The organism is Rothia santali, from assembly GCF_024199905.1.
In the GTDB taxonomy this organism is placed as follows: Bacteria; Actinomycetota; Actinomycetes; order Actinomycetales; family Micrococcaceae; genus Rothia; species Rothia santali.
Genome location: NZ_JANAFB010000036.1, coordinates 1 through 13,186, shown reverse-complemented (window position 1 = coordinate 13,186; position 13,186 = coordinate 1). Strand labels below are relative to the sequence as shown.

General features: G+C 72.9%; 10 protein-coding genes. 4 read left to right on the top strand and 6 right to left on the bottom strand.

Annotation, left to right across the window (positions count from 1 at the left end; genetic code table 11):
* Positions 1 to 32 precede the first annotated feature (32 nt).
* The 3 genes from NBM05_RS12315 to NBM05_RS12305 form a co-directional block, all read right to left on the bottom strand.
* Positions 33 to 335 carry an urease subunit gamma gene (locus NBM05_RS12315; protein ID WP_254167895.1) on the bottom strand — a complete coding sequence of 101 codons (303 nt, stop codon included), beginning with the start codon at positions 333 to 335 and terminating at the stop codon, positions 33 to 35.
* Between the two features lie 216 nt (positions 336 to 551).
* A complete protein-coding gene (locus NBM05_RS12310; RefSeq protein WP_254167893.1) occupies positions 552 to 1,142 on the bottom strand; it encodes a hypothetical protein in 591 nt (196 codons plus the stop codon).
* A 146-nt stretch (positions 1,143 to 1,288) separates the two neighbouring features.
* Positions 1,289 to 1,951 (bottom strand): pentapeptide repeat-containing protein, encoded by a 663-nt coding sequence (locus NBM05_RS12305; protein ID WP_254167891.1) that lies wholly within the window; start codon positions 1,949 to 1,951, stop codon positions 1,289 to 1,291.
* Positions 1,952 to 2,415: 464 nt separating this feature from the next.
* On the opposite strand from NBM05_RS12305, the gene NBM05_RS12300 reads away from it, so the two are divergent.
* Positions 2,416 to 3,765 (top strand): MFS transporter, encoded by a 1,350-nt coding sequence (locus tag NBM05_RS12300; RefSeq protein WP_254167889.1) that lies wholly within the window; start codon positions 2,416 to 2,418, stop codon positions 3,763 to 3,765.
* A gap of 87 nt (positions 3,766 to 3,852) precedes the next feature.
* On the opposite strand, the gene NBM05_RS12295 is transcribed toward NBM05_RS12300, so the two are convergent.
* Entirely contained in the window at positions 3,853 to 4,611 is a 759-nt protein-coding gene (locus tag NBM05_RS12295) for an SDR family NAD(P)-dependent oxidoreductase (protein WP_254167887.1), read from the bottom strand.
* A 220-nt stretch (positions 4,612 to 4,831) separates the two neighbouring features.
* Here NBM05_RS12295 and NBM05_RS12290 point away from each other — a divergent pair, with 220 nt between their 5' ends.
* Positions 4,832 to 5,479, top strand: coding sequence for a LysE family translocator (locus NBM05_RS12290; RefSeq protein WP_254167877.1), 648 nt, complete (start codon positions 4,832 to 4,834; stop codon positions 5,477 to 5,479).
* Between the two features lie 81 nt (positions 5,480 to 5,560).
* On the opposite strand, the gene NBM05_RS12285 is transcribed toward NBM05_RS12290, so the two are convergent.
* Together NBM05_RS12285 and guaD are read right to left on the bottom strand one after the other, a co-directional pair.
* A complete protein-coding gene (locus tag NBM05_RS12285) occupies positions 5,561 to 7,024 on the bottom strand; it encodes an NCS2 family permease (RefSeq protein WP_254167875.1) in 1,464 nt (487 codons plus the stop codon).
* Between the two features lie 94 nt (positions 7,025 to 7,118).
* The gene (guaD, locus tag NBM05_RS12280; RefSeq protein ID WP_254167873.1) at positions 7,119 to 8,471 is read right to left on the bottom strand and encodes a guanine deaminase; all 1,353 of its coding nucleotides are present in this window, start codon (positions 8,469 to 8,471) and stop codon (positions 7,119 to 7,121) included.
* Positions 8,472 to 9,353: 882 nt separating this feature from the next.
* Here guaD and NBM05_RS12275 point away from each other — a divergent pair.
* Both NBM05_RS12275 and xdhB read left to right on the top strand, forming a co-directional pair.
* The gene (locus NBM05_RS12275) at positions 9,354 to 10,823 is read left to right on the top strand and encodes a xanthine dehydrogenase small subunit (protein WP_254167872.1); all 1,470 of its coding nucleotides are present in this window, start codon (positions 9,354 to 9,356) and stop codon (positions 10,821 to 10,823) included.
* Positions 10,820 to 13,186, top strand: a 2,367-nt coding sequence (gene xdhB, locus NBM05_RS12270; RefSeq protein WP_254167870.1) for a xanthine dehydrogenase molybdopterin binding subunit, incomplete at its 3' end; no start/stop codon positions are given. The genes NBM05_RS12275 and xdhB, both read left to right, overlap by 4 nt.

The following is a 13,186-nucleotide window of genomic DNA, read 5'->3' as shown; positions in this document are numbered from 1 at the left end:
TTCTGGGGATGGCATGGCGCTCTCGCTTCGGCCTAGCGGATGGGGTGGTGGACGGTCACGAGCTTGGTGCCGTCCGGGAACGTCGCCTCGACCTGGACGTCCGGGATCATCTCGGGCACGCCCTCCTGGACGTCTTCGCGGGTGAGGATGGTGCTGCCCCAGCTCATGAGGTCCGCGACCGTGCGGCCGTCGCGGGCGCCCTCCATCAGCTCGTAGGTGATGATCGAGACCGCCTCGGGATAGTTCAGCTTCAGGCCCCGGCCCTGGCGCCTGCGGGCCAGGTCGGCCGCGACCACGACCAGGAGCTTCTCGCGGTCCTTGGGCTGCAGGTGCATACACGGTCCCTTCGGAGCGGGGCGAGGGCGGCGTCTGGGGGACGCGCGGTCCGGGCCCGGGCGGGCTTAAGAGCAAAGTTAGCAAAGCACGCCTGGGAATTGACCCCATCTTCGCTGGGGTGTCGCCCGGGTCGCGGGCGGTGCCGCCGGGTCGTGTGCGGTGCCGCCGGGTCGCGGACGGGGTCCGCCGACTCGCCCGGGCGGGGCGCCCCTCCCTCAGACCAGGGCGAGGTAGCCGACGCCGATCGCCACGCCGATGACCGTGCCCACGACGAGCTCCGCCGTCGTGTGCCGCCGCTGCACCCAGCGCGACCACCACACCGTCACGTGCACCGGCACCGTGAGCAGCAGCCACCACGGGCCGAAGAGGCCGGGGACCAGGACCGCGAAGACCGCGCTCATCCCCGCGTGCGCGCTCGCCTTGAGGCGGAGGTTGACCAGCGCGATGACGACGATCGCCGCGAGCATCGCCAGCAGCAGCGCCTTGACCTCCGGCGCGCTGGGCGTGAGCAGCAGCGTCAGCGTCCCCGCCCCCACGGAGACCAGCGAGATCCCGTAGAACAGGTGCCGCTGGTGCCGGTGGTAGATGAACTTGTCGGTGGTCCGCCCGGTGCGCGCGAACCACAGGGAGAGCGCCAGCGGGATCGCGACGACGCTGACCAGCCCCACCGCCGCCTGCCACAGCCAGTGCTCGGTGCTCGCCAGGGGGATCGCGACCAGCAGGATCCCGACGAGGACGAACGGCGAGAAGACCTCCGTCCCGACGAAGCGGGCGAGGCGATCCAGGCGGGCGAGGCGGTACGGCATCGGGGGCTTCCGGGTCGTGGGCTGAGCCGAGGGGCCCGGGGAGGGCGCTCGGGGCGCGGGGGCGCGGCTACGCACTCTACCCGTCCCGGCATCGGTCCCAGCGTCCATCCCGGCGGCGTGCCCGGCACCGGCCCCGGCGGCGTCGCCTACTCGGTGACGAGCAGCCCGAAGTGCTCGGCGAAGATTGGGGTCAGCCGCATCGACTGCTCGGGGCTGATCACGGCACCCTTCATACCCTCCAGCCCGGAGACCGCCGCCATGTCCAGGCCGCGCAGGTCCACGTGCCGCAGGATCGCGTCGCGGAACTGCACCGAGTCCGCGGTGCAGCCCTCGAAGGCGACCCGCTCGGCCGCGAGCCCCGCGAGGTCCAGCTCGCCGAAGCGGCAGTTGCGGAAGACGACGTCGTGCATCCGGCCCGCCCGCAGGTTCAGCCAGTCGATCCGGCTGTCCTCGACGAGGAGCTGGCGGACCTCGGCGTCGTGCATCTCGACGGCGCCCAGGCGGGACCCGACGAGCTCGACGCCGCGCAGGGTGCAGCCCGGGGCGTTGAGCCCCGGGGAGACCATCCGCTCGATGCGGGTCTCCAGGAGGCGGGCGCCCCGGAGGCGGGTCTCGTGGGCGCCGAGGCGCAGGAGCTCGCACTCGGTGAACTCGATGCCGGAGAGGTCCCTCCCCGAGACGTCGGCGCCGTCGAAGCGCATCAGCTCGCAGCGGCCCTCCCACTGCAGCGCCTGCGGGTCGCCGTCCTCGAGCTCGGGCAGGACCAGCGGGGCGAGCACGGGCTCCTTGAGCCGGGGGCGGTAGGGCATGGGAACGTCCTCTCGTGGGTTCGGAGCCGGGAGAATCAAGCCTAGTCGGAGGGCGAGGACCGGGGCCGCTCGCCGGCGAGGCGTCACGGCGGCCGGAGAGGCGGCGTGGACGGTGGGGCCGGGTCGGGCCGGGGCGGCCGGTGGACGAAGAGCAGCCCCGCCGCGGACCCGGGGGTCCGTGCGGGGCTGCTCTCCATCAATCACTCGCACCTATGAGGTAGTTCCTACCGTAGGAGCCGATCCTGTCCGCGGAGTGGGGTGCGGCCCGCAGCAGCCCCGGAGGAGCCTGGCATTTCCCTGGGCGCCGGACAGCGGGCCCTCACCCCGTCCGAGCTTGCCGTGGGCCCGCACCGGGGGCATTCTGGACGGGTGCCTCCGCCTGTCCCGCGCGGTCGGCGCCTCGCTCGCATCCCTCCGAGGAAGGAATCGGCGCGCCGTGCTCGCGACGTCGCGCCCCACCGCCCATGCCCCTGAACCGCCCGCGCCCCTCCGTCCCCGCCCGCCCCGGCGGATCCTCGTGGATCCCGGTGGCCCTGACCATCCTCGCGGTGGCGTGGGGCGGCAACGAGTTCACGCCGCTGCTCATCATGTACCGGGAGGTCAGCGACTTCTCGACGCTCACCGTGAACGTCCTCCTCGGCGCGTACATCATGGGGATCGTCCCGGCCCTGATGGTCGGGGGGAGGCTCTCGGACCGCATCGGGCGCAAGCCGGTGCTGCTCCCGGCGGCGCCGATCAGCGCCCTCGGCTCGGCGATCATGGCGCTGCTCCCCGGCTCCGTGCTGGCGCTGGGGGCGGGGCGCATCCTGTGCGGCATCGCACTCGGCCTGGTCATGGCGGTCGGGTCCACCTGGATCAAGGAGCTCGGCGACGCCGTCGGGGACAGCCGGCCCGGGGCCGCGGCGCGGCGCTCGGCCAACCCCCTGACCGGCGGGTTCCTCGCGGGCGCGACCGTGGCCGGCGCCCTGGCGCAGTGGAGCCCGTGGCCGACGACGGCACCGTACCTGCTGCACATCGTGCTGGCGCTGGTGGCCGGGACGCTGCTGCTGCGGGTCCCGGAGACGCGGCATCGGCTCGTGGCCGGGGGGCCGGGGAGCGGGACCGGGACCGGGACCGGGGAGGCCGGGAACGGCACCAGGAGCCCCGGGGCCGCTTCGGAGGAGATCGGTGGCGGCGCCACGGCGTCCGGGACCGGGGCCCGAGCATCCGGCAGCGGCCGCGTCCCGGGGTGGCTGTGGGCCCACTTCGCGCGGTCGGTGCTGCCGATCGGGCCCTGGGTCTTCACCGCAGCGACCGTCGCCCAGGCGGTGCTGCCGGCGGCGCTCGCGCCCGTGGTCGGCGGGCTCCCGATCGCCTTCGCGGCACTGATGACCGTCGTCGCGATGTCGACCGGGCTGCTGGGCCAGGCGTGGGCACGGCAGCTCGTGGCCGCCTACCGGAACCCGATCTGGCTGGCGATGGGCTTCATGTGCGCGGGCCTCGCGCTCGCGGCGTGGGCGGCGGCCAGCGTGCGGATCGAGATCGCGCTCGTGGCCGGCGTCGTGCTGGGCGCGGGCTACGGGATCGCGCTGGTCACGGGGCTGACCGAGGTCCAGCGCATCACCCCGGACGCGTACCTGGGCACCGTGACGGCCGTGTTCTTCTCGGTGGCCTACCTCGGCTTCCTGGCGCCCGCGCTGCTCAGCGCCGTCGCGCCGTGGGCCCCGTACCCGGTGGCCCTGCTGCTGGGCATCGTCCTGGCGGTCGCGTGCGCGGCGATCTCGCTGTCCTCCCGGCCGAAGAAGGGCGGGCGCGGGCGGCCGCGCGAGGCCTGAGCCCCGCCCGGCCGGCGGCTGCCCGGCGCGACGACGCCGACACCGCCGGAGTCCCACCTGCCCGTGGGCAGACGGGACCGGCCCGTCCTACGCCTCCACGCGCGGCCGGACCCACACCTCGGCGAGCTGCGTGTCCGCCGGGGCGTCGATCACGTGGCGCACCGAGCGGGCCACGGTCTCCGGCTCGATCAGCCGCCGCGGCGCCGCCTTCGGGTAGTCGTCGTCCCACTGGACCATGGGGGTGTCGGTCGGGCCGGGGGAGACGGTGCTAACGCGGACGCCGTCGTCGGCCACCTGCTTCCGCAGCCCGTCCGCCACGGCCTGCAGCGCGTGCTTCGACGCCGCGTAGGTCACGTTGTACGGCGTGACGGCCCGCGAGGCCCCCGAGCCGATGAACACCACGATCCCCTCGCTCTCCCGCAGCCGCGGCAGCAGCACCCGGGTCAGCTCGGCCGGCGCGACGACGTTGGTGTTCAGCATGTCCTGCCAGTCCGCGACCGAGGCGTCCTCGACCGTGGCGCGCGGCGCGATCGCGGCGGCGTTGACCAGCGCGTCGACCCGCGGCAGCCGCGAGAACACCGCATCGATGGCCTCCAGCTCCCCGAGCTCGCAGGGCAGGATAACGACGCCGCCCGCCCCGGCCCGCTCGGCGGCCTCGGCGAGGCGCCCCCGGTCGCGTCCCACCGCGACGACGAGGCGGTCCTTCGAGAGGTCGGCGGCGATCTCCCGGCCCATGCCGCCGGATGCGCCGGTCAGGACCGCGACGGGGAGGTCGGTGGCCTCGATCGCGGCGACGACGTCGTCGAGTGCGCGGGTGGTCTCCTCGGAGAGCTGGGTGTGGGTCATGGGTCCTCCATGGTCGGTGCGTTCGGGCGTCGGCGCGGTGGTCGGACCTCGGTGTGGCCGGACGCCGGCGCGATCCGCGGGGGGCCGGCCGGGCCGCACCGGGGTCGGTCCCTCCCGATTCTCCCAGCACCTCGGCGTGGGGGAAGGGGCTCAGCCGCCGGTGAACGGGAGTGAGCGGCGCGATACCCCCGCCGCCGCCCTTCGGCGTAAGATCACCGGAATGATCTCCCTCGAACAAGCCCTCGGCATGGCGCTGGCCAGCGTGGTGCTGATCGCCGTCCCGGGGCCCAGCGTGATGTTCGTCGTCGGGCGGGCCCTCAGCTACGGGCGCGCGACGGCCCTGTACAGCGTCGTCGGCAACGCCGTCGGCTGCTACAGCCTGGGCCTGCTCATCGCGCTGGGCCTGGGGCCGCTGTTCGAGCGCTCGGAGGTGCTGTTCCAGGCCGTCAAGTGGGCCGGCGTCCTCTACCTGCTCTACCTGGGGGTGCAGGCCATCCGGCACGCCGGTGCCGCCGGCGCCTCCTCGGGCGAGGCCGGAGCGCGGCGGGGCGCCCCGGCCGGCGCCTGGGCCACCATCCGCAGCGGGGCCCTGGTCGGGGTGACCAACCCCAAGAGCCTGGTCCTGTTCACCGCGATCGTCCCGCAGTTCGTCGAGCCCTCGGCGGGCGGCGCGACGGCCCAGATGCTGGTGCTGGGGTGCGTGCCGCTGGTCATCGGCCTGACGACCGACGCCGGCTGGGCGCTCGTGGCCTCCACGGCCCGCTCCTGGCTGACCGGCTCGCCCCGCCGGATGAGGTCCATCGGACGGGTCGGCGGCGCGTCGATCGTCGGCGTCGGGGTCTCGGTGGCCCTGACCGGCAGCCACTAGCCGGCGGAGCGAGGGGAGGCCCCGAGCGCGCCGAGCGGGGGTCCACCATCCGCCGAGCGGCGAACCCCGCCGCCCCGCCGATCACGTCCCGAACAGCGCACTGATCCCGTCCCGGGTGAAGTACAGCAGGAATCCCGCCGAGACCACCCAGAGCAGCCAGTGCACCTCGCGGGCCTTGCCGGTCAGGGTGTGGATCAGCGCCCAGGAGATGAAGCCGACGCCGATGCCGTTGGCGATCGAATACGTCAGCGGCATCGACACGATCGTCAGGAAGACCGGCAGCGAGACGCGGAAGCTGCTCATGTTGATCTCCTGGATCTGGACCACCATCATGGCCCCCACCACGACGAGGGCGGCGGCCCCGGCCTCCATGGGGATGACCCCGATCAGCGGGGCGAAGAACGTGGAGGCCAGGAAGAGCGCACCGGTCACGCAGGCGGCCAGGCCCGTCCGGGCTCCCTCGGCCACCCCGGCCGCGGAGTCGACGAAGACGGTGTTCGACGAGGCGGAGGCGGCACCGCCGCCGATCGCGCCGATGCCCTCCACGATGAACGCCTGCCTGATCCTCGGGAAGGTCCCGTCAGCGGTGGACAGGCCCGCGTTGCGCGCCAGCCCGGTCATCGTGCCCATGGCGTCGAAGAAGTTGGTGAACAGCAGGGTGAAGACCAGCATGACCGCCGAGAGGAGGCCGATCCGCTCGAGGGATCCGAAGAGGTCGAACGCCCCCAGCAGCCCGAAGTCCGGGAGGGCGACCACCTGGCTCGGCATCTCGGGCGCGCTCAGGTTCCATCCCCCGGGGTCGGGGTTGACGGGATCCCCCACGGTCCCCAGGCGCGCGAAGGCCTGCACGACGATGGCGAGGACCGTGGCCACCGCCATGCCGATGAGGATGCCGCCCGGCACCCGGCGCACCACCAGCACGCCGATCAGGAGCAGGGCGAAGACGAACACGAGGGTCGGCAGCGACGTGATGGAGCCGCCCTGCCCCAGCTGGACCGGCGGCCCCTCGGCTGTCCGGGTCACGAACCCCGAGTTGACGAAGCCGATGAAGGCGATGAACAGCCCGATCCCCACGGTGATGGCGGTCTTGAGCTGCGCCGGGACGGCGTGGAAGATGGCGGTCCGGACTCCGGTCGCCCCCAGCAGGACGATGATGACGCCGTTGACGATCACCAGCCCCATCGCCTCGGCCCACGTCACGTCCTGCACCACCGAGACGGCGAGGAAGCTGTTCATGCCCAGCCCGGCGGCCAGGGCGAAGGGCAGGCGCGCGACGACGCCGAACAGCACCGTGACGACGCCGGCCACGAGCCCCGTGACGGCCGTCAGCTGGGCGAAGTCGAGGCTGGTGCCCTCCACGTCCGGGCTCCCCCCGAGGATCAGGGGGTTGAGCACCACGATGTAGGCCATGGCGACGAAGGCGACGACGCCGCCCCGCAGCTCCTGCTTGACCGTGGACCCTCTCGCGGTGATCTCGAAGTAGCGGTCCAGGGGCGACCGGGGCCGGGTGCGTGTCTCCTGGGCTCTCACGTTCTCTGCTGCCATGGCTGTCTCCGCTTTCCTCGTGTTCCGGACTGAAATGACGGGTCGTTCTCGCGAGGGGGCCGCGGCGGTCCCCTCGACCTCTGGGGCCTCGCCCTCAGGGTCCGCAGCCCTCCCGTCCCTCGGGGACCGACCGCCGGCCGGAGACGTACGTGGCGTGGACGCTCCGGTCGTCGCCGAGCATCATCAGCGCGAACAGCAGCTCCGCGGTGCTCCCGGCGTAGCCGGCCCGGTGCCGCAGGACGGGGGAGGAGCGGGGATCCAGGACCACCAGGTCCGCGTCCTTGCCCGCCTCGAGGCTGCCCACCCGGTCCTCCAGCCCCAGCGCCTCGGCCCCGTCCAGGGTGGCCAGGCGGAGGGCCTGGAACGCGTCGACCGGCTCGCCGACCATCCGGCTGACCTTGTACGCCTCGTTCAGGGAGGCGAGCGGCGAGAGGCTGGTGCCGCCGCCGACGTCGGACCCCAGCCCCACCCGCAGCCCCCGGTGGCGGCGGGCCCGCTGGAGCTCGAAGTGACCCGAGCCGAGGAAGAGGTTGGAGGTCGGGCAATGGGCGAGCGATGCCTGGGCCGCCCCCAGCCGCTCGAGCTCACCGTCCGAGAGGTGGATCGCGTGGCCGAAGACCGAGCGCCGCCGCACCAGGCCGTGGCGCTCGTACACGGCGGTGTAGTCGCGGTCCTCCGGGAAGAGCTCGCCCACCCAGTCGCACTCGGCGCGGTTCTCCGCCAGGTGCGTCTGGACGACGACGTCGGGGTGCTCGGCCGTCAGCCGGCCCAGAAGCTCCAGCTGCCGCGGCGAGGAGGTGGGCGCGAAGCGCGGGGTCACGGCGTACTCGAGCCGCCCCCGCCCGTGCCAGGCCTCCAACAGCTCCAGGCTCTGCTCGTAGGCTCGCTCCGGGGTGTCCAGGAGGTGCTCCGGGGCGTTGCGGTCCATGCAGACCTTGCCGGTGATCACCCGGAGGTCCCGCGCCAGGGCCGAGCGAAACAGCGCCTCGGCCGAGCCGGGGTGGACCGTGGCGTAGACGCACGCCGTGGTCACCCCGTGGGCGACCAGTTGGTCGGCGAAGAACTCCGCGACCTCCTCGCAGTGCGCCCGGTCCGCGAAGCGGGCCTCGGCGGGGAAGGTGTAGTTCTCCAGCCACTCCAGCAGCTGCAGTCCCGGCGAGGCGATCATGGTCATCTGCGGGAAATGGACGTGGCAGTCGACGAAGCCGGGGACGAGCAGGCGCTCGCCCTGCCGGTCGACCGAGGCCCCGGGATACCGGTCCAGGACCTCCTCCGCCTCGCCGACCGCGAGGATGCGCCCGTCCCGCAGGGCCACCGCTCCCCGCTCGAGGTCGAGGATTCCGTCCGGTGAGCCCCGGAGCGGGGTGACCACGTGCCCGGTGACGATGCGGACGTGCGGCTCCGCGTCCCCGCGGGACTCGGCTCGTTCCTGTGCGCTGTCGGTCATGATGTCGATCTCCCTACTGGTGGATGGTGCGCGGCGACGACGTCGTCCGCGTCCGTGCGGAGGCCCGCTCGGCCGATCCCCGGGCCCGCGGTCAGCCCCTGCCGTCCAGGATCATCCTGCCGATCGGCAGCCACGCGTCGTCGGGCCGGTCGGAATCGGCGGGGATCGAGGTGCGGCGTGTGGTCTGCCGGGGTTTCTTGCGGATCGTCATCGGGAGGCCTTCCCTCGGGGCGGAGGTGGGAGGACGGATGCCTCGAACCGGGGCCGGTGCCATTCAGAAATTTCACGATGCGATATTGATCCTTCGCATCGTGGCTCAGTGTAACGTGAGTCACTCCGTGTAACGCAAGGGTCGTCGGGTGATTTTCGCTCGTCAATCTTCATTCGCGTCCTCGGGGTCGAAGGTGGCGGCGGGTGTTTCGAAGCCGATTCGCCGGGGCGATTCGCGGAACGCGGGGATCGACGTGGCGGTCCTGAGATGGATTCGCGGCATTTTCATCGGGGCGGAGAGATTCTGGTGGCTAGGGAATGGCCTAGAAGTTGCCCGAAGAAAAGCTGTAAGTGACCTGGAGCACTCATGTATTCGGAAGCGCAACACGTCTCTGGTGCGGTTCTCAGCTCCCATTGGACCTGGGAGGAGCTGGGGCGGGTCGGTTCGCGCGGGGCGACGCGAAGCTAAATCGTTGAGTTTCGCAATGTGGAAATACTTTGCCAATGTGAGTGCTACCATTGCCAAATCGCGATATCCGGGGCGACTGCATCAAACCCCGGACTGTGAGATGGGATACCCTGCATCGGGAAGTCAGATCGCAGCTCCCTCTCCTCGCGTTCGCCATGCACAGGGCGCGTTCGGCATCCAGAGAAGCGAAGGAGCACGTCACGATGGGGTCTTTCCAGATAACCGTCAACGGTCAGCCGAGAGTCGACGACGACGTCCCGGTCCACCTCAACCTGCTGGACTGGCTCCGCGGCCTGGGGCTCACCGGCGCCAAGGAGGGGTGCGCGGAAGGCGAATGCGGCGCCTGCGCCATCCTGGTGGCCCGCCCCGACGGGCGGGGCGGCTCCCGTTGGACCTCCATCAACGCGTGCCTGGTCCCGGCCCTGGCCCTGGACGGGCAGGAGGTCGTGACCTCCGAGGGGCTCGGCGCCCGCCCGGGACCGTGCTCCGCGGGCGAGCTCCACCCCGTCCAGCGCGAGATGGCCGGGCGCGGCGGCTCCCAGTGCGGATTCTGCACCCCCGGCTTCGTCTGCTCCATGACCGCCGAGTACTACCGGCCGGAGCGGACCCCCGTCCCGGCCTCCGAGGCGACGCCCGAGCACGGCGAGAACGGCTTCGACCTGCACGCCCTGAGCGGCAACCTCTGCCGCTGCACCGGCTACCGCCCGATCAAGGACGCCGCCTACGCCCTGGGCTCCCCCGAGGAGCACGACCCCCTCCTCCGGCGGCAGGGCACCGCGGCCCCGCCGGCGCGGCGCACCGAGGTGCGCGCCGGCGGGGCGGACTTCGTCCGGCCGGCCTCGCTCGAGGAGCTCGCCGAGCGCTACGCCGAGCAGCCGGGGGCGACCCTGCTGGCCGGCTCCACCGACGTCGGCGTCGAGGTCAACGTCCGCCACACCCGGCCCGGGACGCTGCTGGCCATCGACCGCCTCGAGGAGCTCCGCTCGCTCCGCTTCGCCGCGGACCACGTGGAGATCGGGGCCGCCCTGACCCTCTCGGAGGCCGAGCGCTCCCTCGCCGGCAGGATCCCCCTGCTCGCCCAGCTCTTCCCGCAGTTCGCCTCCCGGCTGGTGCGCAACAGCGCCACGCTCGGCGGGAACCTGGGGACGGGCTCGCCGATCGGCGACTCGGCGCCCGTGCTGCTGGCGCTCGACGCCTCCCTGGTCCTGTTCTCGACCCGCGGGGAGCGCGTGGTGCCCCTCGCCGAGTACTTCACCGGCTACCGGCAGACGGTCCGCGAGCCCGGGGAGCTCCTCCGCGCCGTCCGCGTCCCGCTGCCGCTGGCCGGGACGACGGCCTTCTACAAGGTCGCCAAGCGCCGCTTCGACGACATCTCCTCGATCTCCACGGCCTTCGCGATGCAGCTCGAGGGGGACCGGGTCTCCTCGATCCGCATCGGCCTGGGCGGGGTGGCGGCCACGCCCCTGCGGGCGCGCGCGGCGGAGGAGGTCCTGCTCGGCGGCCCCTGGACCGAGGAGGCTGCGCGCGAGGCCTCCGCCGCCATGACCGCCGAGAGCACCCCGCTGGACGACCACCGCGCGAGCGCGCGCTACCGAACCGCGATGCTCGAGCAGAGCGTCCTGCGCTTCTTCGCCCAGCACCGTCCCTCCGAGCACCCGGGAGCGAACCGATGAGCACCGTCCTCCATCCCCCCGCCAGCACCGCCCCGGACGGGGTGGGGGTCCGCGTGGCCCACGAGAGCGCCGCCCAGCACGTGACCGGCACGGCGCTCTACACCCAGGACATCGCGACCCGGGACAGGAGCAGCCTGCACGCCTGGCCCGTCCAGGCGCCCCACGCCCACGCGCGGGTCCTCGCGCTGCGCGCCGAGCGCGCCTGGAACGTCCCCGGCGTCGCCGACGTCCTCACGGCCGAGGCCGTCCCCGGGGTCAACGACGCCGGCGTCAAGCAGGACGAGCCGCTGTTCCCCACGGAGGTCATGTACCACGGGCACGCCGTCTGCTGGGTCCTGGGGGAGACGCTCGACGCCGCCCGCCGGGGCGCCGAGGCGATCGAGGTGGACTACGAGCCCCTGCCGTCGATCGTGACGATCACCGAGGCCATCGAGGCGGAGAGCTTCCAGGGCGCCCAGCCCCTGCTCTCCCGCGGCGAGGCCCGGCCGGCCCTGGAGCGCTCGGCGCACCGGTTCGGCGGATCCTTCGAGTTCGGTGGGCAGGAGCACTTCTACCTGGAGACCCACGCCTCCTTCACCCGCGTGGACGAGGGCGGCCAGGTTCTCGTCGACTCCTCCACCCAGCATCCCACCGAGACGCAGGAGATCGTGGCCCACGTCCTCGGCCTGGCCAGCCACGAGGTGACGGTCCAGTCCCTGCGGATGGGCGGCGGCTTCGGCGGCAAGGAGATGCAGCCGCACGGCCTCGCGGCCATCGCCTCCCTGGGCGCCGTCCGGACGGGCCGCCCCGTCAGCCTGCGCCTGAACCGCACGCAGGACATGACCATGACCGGCAAGCGCCACCCCTTCCACGCGGAGTGGGAGGTCGGCTTCGACGAGGACGGGCGGATCACCGCGCTGGAGGCGACCCTGACCTCCGACGGCGGCTGGTCGCTCGACCTCTCGGAGCCGGTGCTCTCCCGCGCGCTGTGTCACGTGGACAACGCCTACATGATCCCGGACATCCGGGTCCGCGGCAGGATCGCCCGGACGAACAAGACCTCCCAGACGGCGTTCCGCGGCTTCGGCGGACCCCAGGGCATGCTGGTCATCGAGGACATCCTCGGCCGCTGCGCGCCCCGCCTGGGCATCGACCCCGGGGAGCTGCGCCGGCGCAACTTCTACCGGCCCGGCCAGACCACGCCCTACGGCCAGGTCGTCCGGCACGCCGAGAGGCTGCGGGACATCTGGGACACCCTGGCCGAGCGGGCCGACGTCGCGCACCGGCAGGCCGAGATCGCCGCGTTCAACGCCGCGCACGCCGAGACCAAGCGGGCCCTGGCCATGACCCCGGTGAAGTTCGGCATCTCCTTCAACTTCACCGCCTACAACCAGGCCGGCGCCCTCGTGCACGTGTACAAGGACGGCTCGGTCCTCATCAACCACGGCGGGACCGAGATGGGCCAGGGCCTGCACACCAAGATGCGGCAGGTCGCGGCCACCGCGCTGGGCGTGCACCTGGAGCGGGTGCGGCTCGCCCCGACCCGCACGGACAAGGTGCCCAACACCTCCGCGACCGCGGCCAGCTCCGGCGCGGACCTCAACGGCGGCGCGGTCAAGGACGCGTGCGAGCAGATCACGGCGCGGCTCGCACGCGTCGCGGGCGGGACGCTCGGCGCGCATCCCCAGGACGTCCGCTTCGAGGGCGACGTCGTGCGCGCCCTCGGCAAGGGCTCAGTCCCCTTCGCGGACGTGGTGCGCGAGGCGTACTTCCAGCGGGTCCAGCTCTTCGCGGCGGGGTACTACCGCACCGAGGGCCTGCACTGGGACCTGAAGCGGATGCAGGGCGACCCCTTCAAGTACTTCTCCTACGGCGCGGCCGCGAGCGAGGTGGAGGTGGACGCCTTCACCGGGGCGTACCGGCTGCTGCGCACGGACATCGTCCACGACGTCGGCGACTCGCTCTCCCCGCTGGTGGACATCGGGCAGATCGAGGGCGGGTTCGTCCAGGGCACCGGCTGGCTGACCCTGGAGGAGCTGCGCTGGGACCTCTCGGACGGCGAGCGCCGGGGGCGGCTGGCCACGCAGGCCGCCAGCACCTACAAGCTGCCGAGCTTCTCGGAGATGCCCGAGGTGTTCAACGTCCACCTCTTCGAGCGGGCCACCGAGTCCGGCGTCGTGTACGGCTCCAAGGCCGTGGGCGAGCCTCCCCTCATGCTGAGCATGAGCGTCCGGGAGGCCCTGCGCGCCGCGGTCGCGGCGTTCGGCCCCGGCGGGATCGAGGTGGACCTCGGCAGCCCGGCCACCCCGGAGGCGGTGTTCTGGGCGCTCCGGGAGGCCGCCGGCCGCGCGGCCGAGGGCGAGGGCGAGCGGGCCGAGCGGGAC